At 70.4% G+C, this 17,445-nt stretch carries 14 protein-coding genes and 1 pseudogene; 3 read left to right on the top strand and 12 right to left on the bottom strand.

The annotated features are described in order from the left end of the window. Window positions 1–237: 237 nt before the first annotated feature. From D7I43_RS30920 to D7I43_RS30950, 7 genes are all read right to left on the bottom strand, one after another. Complete coding sequence (locus tag D7I43_RS30920) at window positions 238–1,815, bottom strand: alpha/beta hydrolase-fold protein (protein ID WP_120332105.1); 1,578 nt, start codon at window positions 1,813–1,815, stop codon at window positions 238–240. Between the two features lie 323 nt (window positions 1,816–2,138). After that, on the bottom strand, window positions 2,139–3,668 hold the full coding sequence (locus D7I43_RS30925; RefSeq protein WP_120332106.1) for an aldehyde dehydrogenase (NADP(+)): 1,530 nt from the start codon (window positions 3,666–3,668) through the stop codon (window positions 2,139–2,141). Continuing rightward, on the bottom strand, window positions 3,665–4,876 hold the full coding sequence (locus tag D7I43_RS30930; RefSeq protein WP_120332107.1) for a fumarylacetoacetate hydrolase family protein: 1,212 nt from the start codon (window positions 4,874–4,876) through the stop codon (window positions 3,665–3,667). The genes D7I43_RS30925 and D7I43_RS30930 overlap by 4 nt, the downstream gene beginning before the upstream one ends. Then, window positions 4,873–6,054, bottom strand: coding sequence for a mandelate racemase/muconate lactonizing enzyme family protein (locus tag D7I43_RS30935; protein WP_120332108.1), 1,182 nt, complete (start codon window positions 6,052–6,054; stop codon window positions 4,873–4,875). Before D7I43_RS30935 ends, D7I43_RS30930 begins: the two co-directional genes overlap by 4 nt. Window positions 6,055–6,062: 8 nt before the next feature. After that, on the bottom strand, window positions 6,063–6,893 hold the full coding sequence (locus D7I43_RS30940) for a carbohydrate ABC transporter permease (protein WP_120332109.1): 831 nt from the start codon (window positions 6,891–6,893) through the stop codon (window positions 6,063–6,065). Then, window positions 6,890–7,843 carry a carbohydrate ABC transporter permease gene (locus D7I43_RS30945; protein ID WP_120332110.1) on the bottom strand — a complete coding sequence of 318 codons (954 nt, stop codon included), beginning with the start codon at window positions 7,841–7,843 and terminating at the stop codon, window positions 6,890–6,892. The genes D7I43_RS30940 and D7I43_RS30945 overlap by 4 nt, the downstream gene beginning before the upstream one ends. 64 nt (window positions 7,844–7,907) lie before the next feature. Continuing rightward, the gene (locus D7I43_RS30950) at window positions 7,908–9,152 is read right to left on the bottom strand and encodes an ABC transporter substrate-binding protein (protein WP_120332111.1); all 1,245 of its coding nucleotides are present in this window, start codon (window positions 9,150–9,152) and stop codon (window positions 7,908–7,910) included. A gap of 163 nt (window positions 9,153–9,315) precedes the next feature. Between D7I43_RS30950 and D7I43_RS30955 the strand changes: the two genes are divergently transcribed. The 3 genes from D7I43_RS30955 to D7I43_RS30965 all read left to right on the top strand — a co-directional run bounded on the left by D7I43_RS30955 (window position 9,316) and on the right by D7I43_RS30965 (window position 13,701). Beyond that, window positions 9,316–10,149, top strand: a complete 834-nt coding sequence (locus D7I43_RS30955) for an IclR family transcriptional regulator (protein WP_120332112.1) — start codon at window positions 9,316–9,318, stop codon at window positions 10,147–10,149. Between the two features lie 114 nt (window positions 10,150–10,263). After that, entirely contained in the window at window positions 10,264–10,926 is a 663-nt protein-coding gene (locus D7I43_RS30960) for a TOPRIM nucleotidyl transferase/hydrolase domain-containing protein (protein ID WP_240033294.1), read from the top strand. A 285-nt stretch (window positions 10,927–11,211) separates the two neighbouring features. Further along, complete coding sequence (locus D7I43_RS30965; RefSeq protein WP_120332113.1) at window positions 11,212–13,701, top strand: M14 family metallopeptidase; 2,490 nt, start codon at window positions 11,212–11,214, stop codon at window positions 13,699–13,701. Window positions 13,702–13,782: 81 nt separating this feature from the next. Here D7I43_RS30965 and D7I43_RS30970 read toward each other — a convergent pair whose 3' ends face one another. The 5 genes and pseudogenes from D7I43_RS30970 to D7I43_RS30990 form a co-directional block, all read right to left on the bottom strand. Next, a complete protein-coding gene (locus tag D7I43_RS30970; protein ID WP_120332114.1) occupies window positions 13,783–14,574 on the bottom strand; it encodes an ABC transporter permease in 792 nt (263 codons plus the stop codon). Continuing rightward, window positions 14,571–15,551, bottom strand: a complete 981-nt coding sequence (locus D7I43_RS30975; protein ID WP_120332115.1) for an ATP-binding cassette domain-containing protein — start codon at window positions 15,549–15,551, stop codon at window positions 14,571–14,573. The genes D7I43_RS30970 and D7I43_RS30975 overlap by 4 nt, the downstream gene beginning before the upstream one ends. A 149-nt stretch (window positions 15,552–15,700) precedes the next feature. Then, window positions 15,701–16,546 (bottom strand): DUF4097 family beta strand repeat-containing protein, encoded by an 846-nt coding sequence (locus D7I43_RS30980; protein ID WP_120332116.1) that lies wholly within the window; start codon window positions 16,544–16,546, stop codon window positions 15,701–15,703. Window positions 16,547–16,585: 39 nt separating this feature from the next. After that, window positions 16,586–17,122 carry a toxin-antitoxin system HicB family antitoxin gene (locus D7I43_RS30985; protein WP_120332117.1) on the bottom strand — a complete coding sequence of 179 codons (537 nt, stop codon included), beginning with the start codon at window positions 17,120–17,122 and terminating at the stop codon, window positions 16,586–16,588. 138 nt (window positions 17,123–17,260) lie between these two features. Further along, window positions 17,261–17,445: pseudogene (locus D7I43_RS30990) on the bottom strand (IS110 family transposase); the annotation flags it as partial.

The raw sequence follows: 17,445 nt of genomic DNA on the forward strand, positions 1-17,445 counted from the left end.
CGCGATCAACTGCTCATCCGTGACCGCACCCACCGACCCTGCGGCCGGCTCCTGCCCCGAGGTGGTCTCGGTCGTCATCTGGCGTCTCTCCCTTGATCGGTCGATCAGCCGTTATTTGTACACACCCCCCGGGTTCAGGCGCTCGGCGGCGCCGCGTCGCGGCGGTGCCGCGACCGCCCACTCCGATCACCGGAGTGAGCGGTCGCGGCCGCCGCCGTACGGCGACGGGGCCGGGCCCTACCGGGCGTCGACCGCCGCGCTCTGCGATCCGTTGAAGAGCTTGTCGCCCTGGTAGTGGGCGACCACCGGAGCGTCGAGGCCGCCCTGGACGACTGTGTTCATCGTGGCGACCCCGTTGCGGACGGGCGCGGACCCGAGGTACGTGTCACCGGCGTAGAAGTCGACCTTGCCGGCCGGCGTGGCCACGCTGGTGCTGACCGACGCCACCGTCGCCGTCGCCCTCACCCTGGTGTTGTGCGAGGCGCCCGCCGGCGCGGCCTCGACGTCGAGGCCGGTCGTGGTGGTGCGGAACGCCAGGGCACGCAGGTAGTGGTTGAGCAGCGGGCGCCAGACGTGCCAGGTGTGCACGCCGGGCACGTTGTACTCGTCCAGCTCGACGCCGGCCGCGCGCAGCGCCGCGGCGTTCCGCTGGGAGTTCTCGGCGATGTTGCCCAGGCGGTCCTGGAGCCCGGTGCCGATCATGATGCCGCCGGCCACCGACTTCATGCGATCGATCTGCGCCTGGGTGGCGGCCGGTCCGCCCGCGCTCCAGGCGGCGTGGTAGCCGAACAGGTCGGTGTGGTTGTACATGATCGTGTAGGCCCGGCTGCCTCCGGCGGAGAAGCCGCCGAACGCGCGGTCCTGCGGTCGGGTGGAGACGTGGTAGTTCTGCTCGACGAACGGGAAGATGTTGTTCCGCAGCTCGTTGACGTAGCCCTCGTTGCCACCGGGAAGGCCGTTGAAGTCGGTGGACACGATCACCATGGGTTCGACGACGCCGGACTGGATCGCGTTCTCCAGGATGAGGTGGGCCACGCCCTGCATCGTCCACGCGGTCGAGTGGTCACCGCCGCCGTGGCTCAGGTACAGGGTCGGGTACGGCTTGGCCCGGTTGGGGTCGTAGCCGTACGGGGTGTAGACGACGATGTCGTGCACGCCGGGCGGGTTGGTGGACAGCGGCGAGGTGTACCGCCGGGACTCCAGGGTGCCGATCTTGGCGACCGGCGCCTGGTAGCCGGTGTCGTACGTCGGGAACTTCGTGCTGGCCGGCACGTAGATCGTGCTGCGCACCGCGCCCGGTGCGCCGGGGTACTGCGGCTGGATCTGCCACGGGTTGGCCGGGTCGTCGTGCAGGGTGCAGCCGGTGGCCAGCTCGTTCGTGCAGTCGTGGGTGAACGCGTACCGGAAGGTGCCCGCCGGCAGCGGCGTGGTGAAGGTCCAGACGCCGTCGGAACCCTTCTCCATGGCCTGGATGTGCCACGGCGTGGCCGCGACGTCGCCGGGCTGCCACTCGGCGGGAGGCCGGGCGTCGCCGCAGTCCTGACACGGGATGTTCTCGGGGCGCGAGTAGAACCAGTCGCCGTAGATGTGGACCTGCTGGACGTCGTCGGGCGCCTCGTACCGGAAGGTGACCGAGTACCCGGTGGGCGGCTGATCGGTGCGGGTGACGGTCGGCCCCAGGGGCGCGGCCGGCGCGGCCGACGCGGCGGGGCCCGCGAGCGTTCCGGCCGCGACGGCCAGGGCCGCCATCAGCGAGAGCCTCAGCCGCCGGCTCGACGGCGGCATCAGCGAGAGACGGGGACGTGCAACGGGCATTTTCCTGCTCCCTCTCTTCGGCACGTGGCCAGACCGAATAGAGGCCCGGCCGGCATTTCGACGGTGAGGTGAACGGATACCTGAAGCAAACGCTGCCAGCTATGTTAGCGCTAACATCGTTCCTTGCAAAAATACAAGCATGAATAACGATGCACGTCAAGACGGTTACGGAGAGGTTTTAGAATCGCTCGCTGTGCGCATTTGTCGGGCAGATTCCAGCGGCACCAGAAGCGCTGGTGCGAATCAATTTGGGAGCAGGAGTGATCGGTCAGGGCGCTCCGATAAATGAGATCAGACCGCCCTGACACGCATTCGAATTCTTCCTACCGATGCGGGGATTCCACCGCCGGTTCCAACCTCCCGTCGACTCGTCTGGGGATCGCCGTGTGGTCGTCTCGCAGTTCCTCGGGCAGGATCCAGTCCGGCGCGTCCTGCCACGCGAGGGGGCGGAGGAACCGGCGGATGGACGTGGCGCCCACGGATGTGTGCACCGCGTTGGTCGACGGCCACGGCCCACCGTGGTGCTGGGCCCACGAGACGCGGACGCCCGTGGGATAGCCGTCGAAGACGAGGCGACCGCAGCGGGCGGCGAGCACGTCGACCAACCCGCGAACGGCCGCGACGTCGTCCCCCGGTCCGCTGTGGATCGAGCCGGTGAGCGACGGCGGGACGGTCACGAGCGCGGCGCCGAGTTCGGTGACCTCGCGATAGCGCACCACCACCATGAGCGGGCCGAAGCACTCGTCGGCGATCTCGGCGGTCAGTCGCGGCAGTGCGACCTCCATGAGCGCCGGCGCGACGGTGAACCCGGTGCCGGGGTCGATCCGCGGACTCGCCGACACGCTGGCGCCGGCGCGCGCGAGCGCCGCGGTTCCGCTCTCGAACGCGTCACGGATGCGCTCGTTCAGCAGGGTCGCCCCGCCGGAGGAGGCGACCCTCTCCCGCAGCGCCGAGACGAGGCGGTCACCGGCCGGGTCGGACGGGACGAACGCCAACCCGGGCTTGGTGCACAACTGGCCGCCCGAGCCCGTGAACGAGGCGAACAGCCCCTCGGCGATCTGGTCTGACCGCTCGGCGGCCGCCGCGGGCAGCACGACGATCGGGTTCACGCTGCTGAGCTCCGCGTAGAGGGGAATGGGATCGGGCCGCTCGTCGATGGCCGCCTGAAGGGCTCGGGCAGCGCCGATGGAGCCGGTCAGGGCGGCGGCGCGGATGCCGGGATGGCGCACGAGGGACCGGCCCGCCTGTTCCCCGTACACGATCGCGACCACGCCGTCGGGCCCACCCGCGTCCCGGACCGCCGACTCGATCGCCCGCCAGGAGGCGTGCGACGTCAACGGATGGGACGGGTGCGCCTTCACCACGACGGGACAGCCGGCGGCGAGCGCGGAGGCGGTGTCACCGCCGGCGACGGAGAAGGCGAACGGGAAGTTGCTGGCGCCGAAGACGGCCACCGGGCCGAGGGGCACGAGCATGCGCCGCAGGTCGGGACCGCGCCCGAGCGGCGTGTCGGCGGCGTGGTCGATGGCCGCCTCGACGTAGCCGCCGTCGCGCACCACGTCCGCGAACATCCGGAACTGGAGCGCCGCGCGGGTGAGTTCCTGGTCGAGCCGCGGTCGGCCGAGCCCGGTCTCCGACTCCGCCGTCGCGACCAGGTGCGCGCGGCGGGACTCCAGCGAATCGGCGATCGCCTCGAGCACCCCCGCGCGGCCGTGCCGTCCCACGTCGGTCAGCCACCGGGCCGCCCGGGACGCCCGCGCGACGATCTCCCCCAGCAGGACGTCTCCGGTCTCCGTGAGGTCGGTCGCGCGACGGGTGCCGTCGCGCGGGTCGACCGTGATCACCGCGTTCACAGCAGTCCCCTCCTGACGAGATTGCCCATGAGATCGCGGACCCCGAACTGCCAGGGTTCGCACTCCTCCGCGTGCCGCACCCGGTTGACCAGCGCGCCGAGCGCGGGGCAGCTGATGCGCACCACGTCGTCGACCTTGTGCGTGAAGCCCTCACCGGGGCGGTCCCGGTCCTGGATGGGCGCGAACATGGTCCCGAGCATCAGCACCGCCCCGTCGGGGTAGTGGTGGTGAGGACCGATCAGCTGCCGCACCAACGCCTCCGGGTCCCGTGACATCTGCGCCATCTCCGAGACGGCCTCCAGCTCGAAGCCGTCCACGCCGCAGACCTGCAGACGCACCTCGAGCCCGCGCACCTGGTCCAGGCCGAACCGGTCGTCGAAGAGCCGGATCAGCGGCCCGAGGGCGCACGAGGCGTTGTTGTCCTTGGCGCGCGGGAGCAGGAGCGCAGACCGTCCCTCGACGTCCCTGAGGTTCACGTCGTTGCCGAGGGTGGCGCCGACGATCCGGCCGCTGGACGCGACGATGAGCGCGACCTCGGGTTCCGGGTTGTTCCACGTCGAGGCGGCGAGCACGCCGACCGGGACGGCGGTGCCGACGGCGGAGAGGATCTGGCCCTTCGTGAAGATCTCGGCGTCCGGTCCGATCCCGACCTCCAGGTACTGGCTCCAGATCCCCTCGGCGACGAGGAGGTTCTTGAGCCGCTCGGCCTCCGCCGATCCCGGGGCCAGACGGTGCAGGTCCCCACCGATGTCGGCGAGCATCCGGCGCCGGATGTCGGCCGCGAGCGCGAGATCACCGCGGGCTCGCTCCTCGATGACCCGCTCGATCATCGACACGGGGAACGTCACGCCGGCGGCCTTGAGCGCCTGGAGGTCGACCGGGGCGAGCAGCCACGGACGGGTGCGGTCGCGGGTGGCGGCACCGGTGTTGGCCAGGACGTCCTCGAACCGTCCCACCCGCGGCCCGTCGATGCCGGCCACGGTGGCGGCGGGGTCGGGCAGCTCGCAGATGTCGCGGACCGTCGGGAACCGGCGGCTGATGTCGACGACGTCGCCGTCGCGGACGACCACGGGTGACGGGCCGTCGACCGAGGGATCCCAGATCCGGCCGACGAGCACGCTCTGGTCGACGTCGTCCGGCAGCGCCTCGGCCGCGGTCCCGAACCAGCCCGGCCCGGCGGCGAGCGCCTGGGGCTGTGGCACCGTCATGAGCCGCTCTCCAGGTTGAAGTAGGAGCGCTCGTCCGGGGGACGGATGTCGTACACGGCGTCACGGAACATGCGGACCGGATGCGGTGTGAAGGGATGCCGCTCGATCGCGGCGAGGTCCACCTCGATGCCCAGCCCCACGCCGGACGGGATGAGGACGTCGCCGTCCTCCGTCAGGACCAGCCGCTCGTTGGTGATCTCGGGGCGCCACGGCACGTCGGTCGCCATGATCTCCAGGTACCGGAAGTTCGGCAGGGTGGCCCCGAGTTGGAGCGTCGCGGCCGTGCTGAGCGGCCCGCTCGGGTTGTGCGGGGCGAATCCCACGTAACTCGTCGCGGCGAGCGTCGAGATGAAGGCGAGTTCGGCGATCCCGCCCGCGTGCGTCACGTCGGGCTGGACGAAGTCGACCGCCTGGCGTGCGAGTGCCGGCGCGAAGCCCTGCCGGCCGAACCACCGCTCGCCGGCGGCGATGGGCACCGGCGACGCGCGGCGGATGTCGGTGAGGGCGTCGAGATTGTCCGGCGGGCACGGCTCCTCGAACCACACCGGGTCGAACTGGGCGATCTCCTTCGCGATCTTTATCGCGTGGCGGACGTCGAACCGGCCGTGCCCCTCGATGAACAGCTCGACATCACGCCCCACCGCGCCGCGCACGGCGTCGATCTGGGCGAGCACCCGGTCGAGCTGACCGGTGGTGATGGTCATGTCGTAGTTCTCGAACGGGTCCCACTTGAGGCCGCGGAAGCCGGTCTGCACCGTCCGGCGCGCGGCCGCCGCGTAGTCCTCCGGGGTGACGGCCCCGGAGAACCAGCCGTTCGCGTACGCGCGCACCCGGTCCCGGATCGTGCCACCGAGCAAGCGGGAGACCGGGACGCCGAGGTCGCGGGCCGAGATGTCCCACAGCGCCATCTCCAGCGAACTGAGGGCGGTCATGATGACGGGCCCGCCGCGCCAGTACCAGTCCCGCGCGAGTTCGTACACGATCTGCGAGATGCGGGTGGGGTCGAGTCCCACGACGGCTTCGGCGACCTCGGCGACGGCGCCCTGCACGGCCCGTTCCTTGCCCTCCAGGGTGGCCTCGCCGAGGCCGACGATCCCCTCGTCGGTGTGGACGCGCACGATGACGAGGTTCGTGCGGTAGAAGTCGACGACCAGGGTGTCGACGGAGACAATCTTCATTCTGTGGGTCAACCCTTCACCGCTCCGGCGGTCATGCCGGACACGACGTACTTCTGCGCCAACAGGTAGAAGGCGACGGCGGGCAACGTGAACAGGAAGGCGACCGCCATCACCGTCTGGATCGGCGTGCCCAGTTCGCCGATGAAGTTGGCGATGCCGACGGAGGCCGGTTGCAGTTCCGGAGTGAAGATGAACGTCACCGCGAACACGTACTCGTTCCAGGCGTGGAAGAAGGCGATGACGGCGGTGGCCGCGATCGACGGGGCGATCAGCGGCATGTTGATGCGGGTCAGGACGGTGAAGGGCCGGCCTCCGTCCGCCCGGGCCGCCTCCTCCAGCTCCCTCGGGATGCCGTCGATGGCGCCCTTGAGGATCAGGGCGACGATCGGCAGGACGAACGCGGAGTTCACGAGGACGAGCCCGGTCAGCGAGTCGAGCAGGTCGAAGCGGCGGAACAGCGCGAACAGCGGCACGACCATGAGCGCCTCGGGAAGCATCTGCGTGAACAGCAGCACGAGGGTCAGCACGGCCTTGCCCCGGAACGAGAACCGGGACAGCGCGTACCCGAGGGGGATGCCCAGGCCCACGGAGAGGACCATCGTGCCGACGGCGATCACGAGGCTGTTGAGCAGCCATCCGGCCGCCTTGCCCTCGGCCAGCGCGTCGACGAACACGCCGAAGTGGCCGATGTCCGGGACGAGCCGCGGCCGGTCGGCGAACAGGTCAGCGTTGCTCGACAGCGCCGTGACCAGCATCCAGTAGAGCGGAAACACCGCGACGCCCAGCACGACGAGCACGGCGATGATCCGCGCGGTGAGGCCGATGCGGAACCGCCTCATCGGACGTCCTCCTTCTCCACGGCGCGGGCGACCAGGCGGCTGCCGGTGATGACGATGAGCGAGATGACGACCCCGACCATGCCGATGGCGGCCGCCGATCCGAGTTCCTTCGAGTCGAAGGCCTGCGAGTAGAGGTCGATGACGAGCGTCTCGGTGGCGCCGACCGGTCCGCCCTTGGTCATGAGCCAGATGAGTTCGAACCGTCGCAGCGACCAGATCGTCATGAGCACGGCGAGCAGGCCCACGGTCGGCTTGATGACCTGCCAGGTGACGGCGCGGAACGTGGCCCACCGCCCCGCGCCGTCCACCGTCGCGGCCTCGTTCAGGTCCTGCGGAACGGCCTGGAGCGCGGACAGCAGCACCACGGAGGTGAACGGGAACAGTTGCCAGATGGTCGTCGCGAGCACCGCCGGGAGGGCGTACCGGGGGCTGTCCAGGATCGCGCCGCCCGGTACCCCGAGGCCCACGGCGTCGAGGAACCGGTTCACGATCCCGTACTGGGCGTTGAGCATCCACGTCGCGATGAGCGCGACCGCGATGCCGGGAGCGGCCCAGGGAACGGTCACGAGCGCCCGCGCCACGCCGCGACCCCGGAAGCCCTTGTTCAGCAGGAGCGCGACGACGAGCCCGCTGCCGACGGCCCCGACGACGCAGGCGATCACGTACACGAAGGTGATCAGCAGGGTGTGGCGGAAGTCCGGGTCGCCGAAGATGCGGTCGTAGTTGTCGAGGCCCACCCACTGGCTGCGGGTGGGGTTGAGCAGTGTCGTCCGGGTGAAGCTGAGGTACACCTCCTGGGCGAGCGGCACCGCCTGGAAGACGAGGATGAACAGTGCGGCGGGCGCCAGGAACAGGTAGGGCGTCCACTTGCTGCCCAGCGGACTGGGCCCGCGCCGCGTGCCGGATCTGCGTGTCGTTTTCGGTGCTCTCGTTCGCTCGAGCACGGTCATGGAGTTCGGCCCTTCCGCGATAGGACGCTGCCGGCGCGGACGCCGGCAGCGCCTCGTCGAGCTGTCAGCTGACCAGTTCGGTCGCCTGTTGCTGGGCGCGATCCAGTGCGGACTTGAGGTCCACCTTCCCCTGCAGCGCGGCGATCACGTTCTGCACGACGACCTTGCGGATGTCCGGTGTCTTGGCCTCGAACCCCAGCACGATCTGCGGCAGGCTGGACTCGGTGAGCTCATCGAACACGGTGAGGAACGGGGTCTCCTCCAGCGCCTCGGCGCTGCGCTGCGTGGTGGTGGCGACGCTGCTCGCGCCGAGGATCTCCTGGAGCTTGATCTGGTTCTGCGGCTCCAGCGCCCAGCGGATGAAGGTGGCCGCCTCCTCCTTGGCCTCGCTCGCCTCGTTGATGACGATCGGCGCCAGGATCGCGCCCTGCTTGCGGACCGGGAACGGGATGGGCGCGACGCTGAACTTGAGGTTCGGGTTCTGGCCGCGGGTGGCGGTCACGTACCCGCCGTTGTTCAGCTCCATGCCGACCTTGCCCTCGGCGAACATCCGCCGGAACGTCGCCGCGTCGGCGCCGCGCGGGATCACGTTCGCGTCGTAGAGGTCCTTGTACGCCTGGAGCCCCTTGAGGTTCTCGGGTGAGTTGATGGTCAGGTTCTTGCCGTCCGACCACGCGCCGCCGAAGCCGTAGACGTAGTTGAAGATGTCCTGCCACACGCCGGCCTCCTCGGCCTCCGTCTGCCGGAACGCCAGGCCGTAGACGTCGCCCTTGGTCAGGGACTTCGCGGTGGAGAAGAACTGGTCGTAGGTGGTCGGAGGCGTCGGGATCAGGTCCGCGTTGTAGAACATCGCGTAGTTCGACGCTTCGAAGATGATCCCGTGCCGGACGCCGTCGTGGACCATGAACTGGTCCGGCTGCTTGATGAGGTCGTACTTGCTGACGTCGACGAGCTTGTCGAGCGGCGCGATGAGGCCGGCGTCAGCGGCGGCCTCGAACTCGGGCATGTCGAAGCGGACCAGGTCCGGTCCCTGGCCGCTGCCCATCTGGGTGAGCACCGTCTGGCCGAAGGTCGGGTAGGGCACGGCCGCGGCCGAGACCTGCACCTTGTCCTGGCTCTTGTTGAACTCGTCGAGCCACGCCGTCAGCTTGGGGCCACGGCCCGGGTCGCCGAATGTTGACGCGGCGAATGTCAGCTTTGTGACGCCGCCACCGGCATCGCCGTCGGAGCCGCAGCCGGTCAAGAGGGCGGCGACCAGGCCGAGGGCTGTGGCCCCGGCGATACCAAGGCGAGTGCGATTCCTGCTCATCGTTACTCCCCTGTTGCAGGTCGAAGTCGTCCGGGTGAAATTTGCAACGATCGTAGCGTCATATGCAACGCTGTCAAGTAGCGGTTGCGCATGGCATCAACTACATTGCACATAACGCAACGTCAGCGATGGCAGCGGCCGTCGCACGAGGGGAGACAGCGCCTTGTCGCAATCGATTCGCCGCGCGATCGACCTCATCCGTCGATCAGCAGAGCACCCGCTGTCGCTCACCGAGGCAGCGGACGTGCTCGGCGTCCACAAGTCCACTGCCCTGCGCATCCTGCAGACGCTGGAGTCCGCGCGCTTCGTGCGCCGGACCGGCGCGGGGACCTACGTGCTCGGCAGCGGCCTGATCGAGCTGTCCGAGCTGGCGCTCGGCTCGATGGACCTACGCCAGTTCGCCGCGCCGCACCTGCGTGCGCTGCAACGCGAGACCAGCCACACGGTGCACCTGGCGCAGCTGACCGGCGACGAGATCGTCTACATCGACAAGGTCGACAGCCCCGCGTTCGACGCCGTGAAGCTGCCGTCCCGCATAGGGCGCGCGGTGTCGATCTACGCGAGTGCCGTCGGGAAGCTGATCCTGGCCTACCTGCCCCCCGAGGAACGCGACCGGCTCCTCTCCCACGTCGTCTTCGAGAGGTTCACCGACACCACCTTCGCCGACCGGGACTCCCTCGAAGCCGAACTCGCCCGCATCCACGAACGCGGCTGGGCCACGGACAACGGCGAACACGACGCGTACGTCATGTGCGTCGCCGCGCCGATCAGGGACTCGCGCGGGCGGGTCATCGCCGCCACCTCGATCACGGCGATCGAGGTGATCGCCAGCCTCGACGAGCTGAAGGCCAACCTTCCGCTCCTGCTGGAGACCGCGAACCAGATCTCGCGCGAGCTCGGGTACGCACCCCCGGCCTCCCCCGGGCCGGACGGGTCGGACGACCGATCGATCGACCGGCGCGGGTCGGACGAGGTCGGAGCGAGCCCGCAGGGCTGACGGTTCACGGCCTCCCCCGCCGTGGTCGCCACGGGTCGTCGGCCGTCCCCCGTCGGCGCGAGAGGCCCGGCTAAATGTCTGGTCAGCCGGCCGGGCGTCACCGATGATGGCCGCATGGCCACGACCCGACGCGCCGAGGTAGTGACCGCCGAGGTGGTCGACGGCCACCTGGGCGGCAACGCCGCCTCGATCCGGGCGACGGCCCGTGCCCTGGCGAAGGTCGGGTCCGCCGCGGCCGTGGTGCTCGTCGAGGGCATCAGTGACCAGATCGCCCTGGAGACGGCCGCCGTCGGCCGCGGTCGGGACCTCGATGCGGAGCGGGTCGTGATCGTGCCGATCGGCGGGGCACACGCGATCGGCCACTTCCTCACGAGGCTGACCCCCGCCGGGGTCCGGCTCGCCGGTCTGTGCGACCTGCGCGAGGAGGAGGTGTTCCGGCGTGGGCTCGCCACGGCCCGGGTCGGCTCACCCCGCACGCGCACCGAGATGGAGCGTCTCGGCTTCTACGTCTGTGTGAAGGATCTGGAGGACGAGCTGATCCGCGCCCTGGGCGCCGCGCGGGTCGAGGAACTCTTCGAGTCGCAGGGCGACCTCCGGGCGTTCCACTCGTTCCAGAGCCAGCCCGCCTGGCGGGGCCGGGAGCCCGAGGCGCAGCTGTGGCGGTTCCTGCGCAGCAGCTCGCGCCGTAACCAGCGCTACGCGCGGCTGCTCGCCGAGGCCGCGCTCGACCGCGACGCCCTGCCGCGTCCGCTCGACGCGCTGCTCGACCACGTCTGATCCGACGAGCGCCGAGCCCCGTGACCACGGCCGGCACCGGCACGGGCATCACCGTGCGTACCCGGTGCCTCAAGGAATGCTCAAATCCGGTTTCGCGCGGCCCATCGATTCCATGAATGCACATACGCTCACCCGAACGCTCCACGGTCCGCTGGACGACGACCGCCGTCGTCCAGCGGGCCCGTCCTGTGCACGCTCAGCACCACCGTTCTGGATGGACCGGTCCGACCCCCGTAGGGCCAGCAACCACGTCAACCACAGGCCACAAGCACAAGGAGGGGAAGGATGCGACGGACGCAGGTGCGCGTCGCGCTCCTCGCGATGTCCGCCCTGGTGGGGAGCGTCCTCGTGGCGACCACCCCCGCAGGCGCGGACACCGCGGACGCGACAGTCACAGCGGGTTCGGAGCGATCCCATCTCGAGGACGCCGACGACGTACGCCTCGTACACGTCAGGATGACCGGCGCCGACATGCTGGACAAGGTGGTGGCCGCCGGCTTCGACCTCGAACACGGCCTCAGGCGCGTGCCGACCGGGATCGAGGGCGAGGCGGTGGTGACTGCCGAGCAGGTCGCCGAACTCGAGGCGTTGGGTGTCGAGATCATCGGTGACGACGAGGCCTTCGCCTGGAGCGACGAGGCCGACGGCGGCCTGCGGGCCTCCGGCGCGCGGACCGCGCAGGCCGTCCAGCCGGCGAGCCACGAGGCGACGGTACGGGTCGTCCGCGCCGACTGGTTCACCACGAAGGGCCAGGGCTTCCTGTACGTCGAGGCCCGGACCACCGAAGGGCAGCAGTCGAATCCGGTCGTCACGATGCAGCTCGAGAACGACTCGGGCAAGGACACGCCGTTCGGCTTCGCCCGGACGATGAGCCGGTTCGTCGACTCCGGGCAGTACATGTTCCACCGGAACCTGTTCAAGCTCGACACCCGCCCGAGCCAGATCCGGGTGACGAGTTCGACCGGTGGCGTCACGACGGGCTTCGTCTCGGACTGGCTGGAGGACGCCCCGCCGCCGCTGACGTCGAATCCGGGCTACAAGTGGGACTTCGTCGACGGCTACCGGACGCCGCAGCAGCTCTACAGCCGCGCGGAGGAGATCGCCCGCGAGTACCCGGACATCGCCGAGATCGTCTACCTGCCGAACAAGACGAACGGCTACCAGCGCAAGGCGCAGGCCACGATCGGCGGCACCGGCCAGTCCGCGGTCGTCGTCAGCTCGGCGGCCTGGGGCCACGAGGGTGGCAACGACATCACCGTCGAGTTCGTCGAGCGGCCGGGGGCCAGCCTCCCGCTCAGCGTCGAGGTGCAGGGCAAGGCGATCCGCGTCCTGCTCGCGAAGGACGCCGCCGGCGCGCTCGCGAGCACGGCCGCCCAGGTGGCGGCGGCCCTGGAGAGCCAGTCCCAGGGCCTCGTCGACCGGGCGCACCCCTACCGTACGAACGCCGGCACCGGCATCGTCGCCCCGACGACCGGCCCGGTCGCGCTGACCGACTTCCTCGACCAGAAGCGTGCCGGTGCGCCGGAGGGCGAGGTGCCGCGCGGCCCGGCGACCATCCCGGTGCTGCGGATCGGCAAGCACCGCGACGGCCGCAACCCGGGTGTGCTGATCCAGGCGCAGGACCACGCCCGTGAGTGGGTGCCGGCGACGACCAGCCTGGAGGCGGCCGAGCGCCTGGTGCACAACTACAAGTCCGACTGGGACACGAAGAAGATCGTCGACAACACCGACGTCTTCTTCATCCTGTCGAACAACCCCGACGGGGCGAACTACAGCTTCTACAACTTCGCCTCGCAGCGCCGCAACCTCACGAACCACTGCCCGGACGAGAACGCCGACCCGGGCCGGCGCAACTCCTGGGGCGTCGACCTGAACCGGAACTACCGGGTCGGGTCGGGCCACGACGGCTACGCGGGCGGGTCGACCAACTGCGTGAGCGACACCTACCAGGGGCCGGCGAAGCTGTCCGAGCCGGAGTCGAAGAACATCATCTGGCTGGTCGAGAACTACCGGAACATCAAGTTCATGATGTCGGTGCACTCCAACGGCGGCCAGCTGTTCTGGCAGCCGGGCGCCTACATCGCCGACGGGCGGATCACCACGCCGCGCCCGCCGCTGGGTGACGAGGCGTTCTACTGGCAGTCGGCCTCCCGGATCCTGTCGCAGGTCAAGGCGCACCGGCAGACCGTCGTCACGCCGGAGAACGTCGGTGGTTCCTCGGACGTCCTCTACTCCTCCGCCGGCAACGTGCGCGAGGACCTGTACCACACGTACGGCATCTACGCCTTCGGCTGGGAGGTCGGCGGCTCGGTCTACAACCCGGCCACCGGCAACTGGCAGGGTGGCTCGTTCCAGCCGCCGTGGGTGGGGACGCCGGATCTCGTCAGCGGCCACTCCGAGACGATGGAGTACGCCAACGGGATCATGGAGATGTTCCGGGTCGCGGCGGACTGGGGCAAGGACAAGAAGAAGCCGACGTCCCAGCTCGTCCCCGGCGGCGGCACCTACTCCGGGCCCGTCGACGTGCGCTTCGAGACCAGCGAGCCGGCGACCATCTACTACACGACCGACGGCAGCCGGCCCACGCTCGAGTCGCCCCGCTACGAGGCGACCGAGTTCCGCGAGCCGGGTCAGGTGTTCCACGTGACCGAGACGACCACGTTCCGCTGGTTCTCGGTCGACGCCGCCGGCAACGTCGAGAAGGGCTACGACCCGACGAACGACGGCAAGCGCGACAACTACCGCTCGGCGACGATCACCGTCACCGGTCGGTAGTCCCGCCGGCGCGGGCGGACCCGCGCCGACGAGACGGCGAGGGGCGGACGCATGGGCGTCCGCCCCTTTGCCGTGGTCGAGCTACCGGGCGGCCCTGCGGTGGAAGGCCCGCTTCGCCCAGAGGTACGACAGCAGCGAGATCACCGCGCACCAGGCCAGGGCCATCAGGGCGCTGTCTCCGATCTTCGAGCCGAGCAGCAGCCCGCGCAGCGTCTCGGTGACGGGCGTGAACGGCTGGTAGTCGGCGAACCACCGCAGGCCGGAGGGCATGGTGTCGGTGGGGACGAACCCGCTGCCGAGGAACGGCATGAGGGTCAGGAACATGGGCAGGTTGCTGGCGGTCTCGACGCTGTCGCTGACCAGGCCGAGCGCGACCGACAGCCAGGTCAGCGCGAACGCGGTCGCCACGAGCACGCCGACGGCGGCGAGCCACTCGACCGGTGTGGCGGTGGGGCGGAAGCCGATGGCGATCGAGATGGCGAGCAGGACGGCGATGCAGAGCATGGCCTGTACGAGGCTGCCGAGCACGTGTCCGGTGAGGACGGAGGACCGGGAGATGGCCATGGTGCGGAAGCGGTCGACGATGCCCTCGGTCGTGTCCATGGCGATCGAGATGGCGGTTCCCTGCGCGGTGCCGGTGAGGGCGAACAGCAGGATGCCGGGGACCAGATAGTTCATGTAGGCGCCGCGGTCACCGCCGCCACCCGGGAGACCGGCGCCGAGCGTCTCGCCGAAGACGTAGACGAACAGCAGCAGGAGGACCACCGGCATGCCGATGAGCATCCCGGTCAGCGACGGGTAGCGCCGCATGTGGCGGATCTGTCGGCGAAGCATGGTCGCCGAGTCGGTCAGGGTGTAGGCGAGGCTGGTCATCGGTGTCCCCCGGTGGTGGCGGCCGGTGCGGCGGCGGAAGCGGGCGTGCCCGTGAAGGCGAAGAAGACGTCGTCGAGGTCGGGCGTGTGGATCGAGAGGTGGTCGACCTCGACGTGCGCGTCGTCGAGGCGGTCCAGCACCGCTCGCAGCGAGCGGACGTCGCCGTCGCTCGGTACCTGCAACGTGAGGGCGTCGTCGTCGCGCTGGACGACGGCGAGACTGCGGGCGGCGGTGTCCAACGCGGTCGGGTCGGCGAAGCGCAGCAGGATGTGCCCGCCCGGGATGCGGCGCTTGAGGTCGTCGGGGGCGCCCTCGACGACGATCCGGCCGTGGTCGAGCACGGCGATGTGATGGGCGAGTTGGTCGGCTTCGTCGAGGTACTGCGTGGTCAGGAACACGGTGACGCCCTCGGCGACGAGTCCGCGGATGATCTGCCACATGGCGTGCCGGCTGCGGGGATCCAGGCCGGTGGTGGGTTCGTCGAGGAAGATCAGGCGCGGGTCGCCGACCAGGGTCATGGCCAGGTCGAGGCGGCGACGCATCCCGCCGGAGTAGACGGAGGCGGGCTTGCGGGCCATCTCACCGAGCTCGAAGCGGTCGATCAGCCGGGCGATGCGGCGCCTGCCCTCGGCGCGGCCCAGGTGGTGCAGGTCGGCCATCAGCTTGAGGTTCTCCTCGCCGGTGAGGAGGTTGTCGACGGCGGAGAACTGTCCGGTGACGCCGATCGCCGCCCGTACGCGGTCGGGTTGCGCGGTGAGGTCGTGGCCGGCCACGCGGACCGATCCGCCGTCCGCGGGTATCAGGGTGGACAGGATCCGCACCATGGTGGTCTTGCCCGCGCCGTTGGGCCCGAGCAGCGAGAAGACCGTGCCCTCGGTGACCATGAGATCGATGCCGTCGAGGACGGCCTTGTCCCCGAAGGTCTTGCGCAGGCCGGACACCGAGATGGCCGGCCTTGTCGCGGTCGTTACCGCCATTGCTTCCTCCACTGGTCGGGTGGTGCACGGGTACGGAGGCGCGCGGCATCGCCGGTCGGGCCGGACGGGCGGACCGGGGGTATGGAGGCGTGCGCCGTTCCCGGTCCCGGCGGAGGGCCGGGACCGGATCAGTCGGTGGGTGGGACGCTTCAGGAGCGGTGGATCAGGATGTCGCCGAACGAGGTGCGCGCCCGCACCTCGGCCTTCTCGTCGGTGTCGGCGGGACCGGCGGTGGCGTCGAGGTCGTTGTGGACCTTGCCGAAGCTGGTGTGCAGGTCGAGCAGGGCCGCGGTGCCACGCCGGATGCCGACCTGGATGCGCCCGGCCGCGGTGCGCACCGTCGCCACGCCCCGGACGATCTCGCCGATGCGGATCTCGCCGTTGGCGGTGGTCGCCGTGACCGAGGCGGCGGAGCGCTCGGCGACGATGTGGCCGTTCGCGGCCCGGACCCGCAGTTCACCGCCGACCTCGCCGACCCACGTGTCGCCGTTGCTGTTCTTCAGGACGGCTTGGCCGCCCACGGCGCGGAGGCTGAGCTTGCCGGATCCGGTGGTGACCTCGGCGTCACCCGCCACGTTCTCGGCGATGGCCGCGCCGTAGCCGGTGACGAGGGTGAGTGCGCCGGCGTCCTCGACCTGGAGGTCACCGGCGCCGGTCTTGAGCCGGCAGTCGGCCAGGGATCCGGCACAGTTGACGGCGCCGACGCCCAGCTTCCCGTCGACGCCGGAGCCCGCCGGCAGGTCGATGGTCACCTCGACGGACCCGGTCTTGCCGAAGATGCCGAAGTTGGGTTGCCGGGGCCCGCGGACGACGAGCCGGCCGGAGGCGTACTCCACACGGGTCTGCGCGGCGGCGCGCACGTCGCGGTCGTCGGATTCGTCGGCCGGCCGCACCTGCACGACGGTGTCGGTCCGCGGACCGGCGGTGATCCGCACGTCGCCGGCGACGAGCTCGATCGATACCGAGATCGGTCCGGGGGTGTCGAAGGATGGCATGGTGCTCCCCTCTCGGGTGGTCGGTGGGGGCCGGTGCGGCTAGCGCACCCAGCCGGTGAAGCGCTGACCCCCGGTGGGGGTGCCGGTACGCCGGGGGCCGCCGGGTTGGCCGGCCTGGTTGCCTCCCTCGACGGCCGCGGCCGCAGCCCGGATCAGCCAGGTGTTGATCGAGACGCCGGCGGCGGCCGCCGCCTGCTCGACGCGGGCCTTGAGGTGTTCCGGCAGGCGGAGGCTGATCCGCACGGTCGCCTCGTCCTCGCCGTCGGCGGGTGGCGGCGGCAGCGGATGCACTGCCGGCGCCGGCGCGGCGACGTCCTCGGCCCACTGCTCGGCGGGCGGTGGCGTCACGACGAAGCTCGGCTCCCGGTCACGCAGGCGCAGGTCGACCGAGCCGGGCGCCAGATCGCGGGTGATCTCGGTGGCCGCTTCGGAGAGCGCGTCCAGCAGGGCGAGCCGGACCGCGGACTCCAGCGGTGCGGTGAGGCGCTCGGCCAGTTCCCGAGCGTCGTCGCCACCGGCGGCCGCGGCCACCGCGAGCTGGTGCCGGATCGCGTCGACGTAAGCGCGTAGTTCCATGACACCACTATGGCATCATCGTGGCGTCACGGCAACAGCATTTGATGCCATCGGCGGCAGAGGTGGTGGCGTCATGGCGCCATCTGGCGTCACCCTCCGGCGGGCACCGCGCACCGGGGGGTGTCCCTATGGGTTTCGTCAAGCAGCGACGGGGGCCGTCGGGCGTGGTTGGTAGGGGGTCTTGTGGCGGAGCATCGCGAATAGGACGTCGCAGCGGCGTCGGGCAAGGCAGATGAGGGCGGCGTTGTGGCGTTTGCCTTCGGCTCTTTTGCGGTCGTAGTAGGCGCGGTTGATGGGGTCGGCGAGGGCGGCGAACGCGGCGA

It is taken from the genome of Micromonospora globbae, assembly GCF_003610785.1.
Taxonomy (GTDB): domain Bacteria; phylum Actinomycetota; class Actinomycetes; order Mycobacteriales; family Micromonosporaceae; genus Micromonospora; species Micromonospora globbae.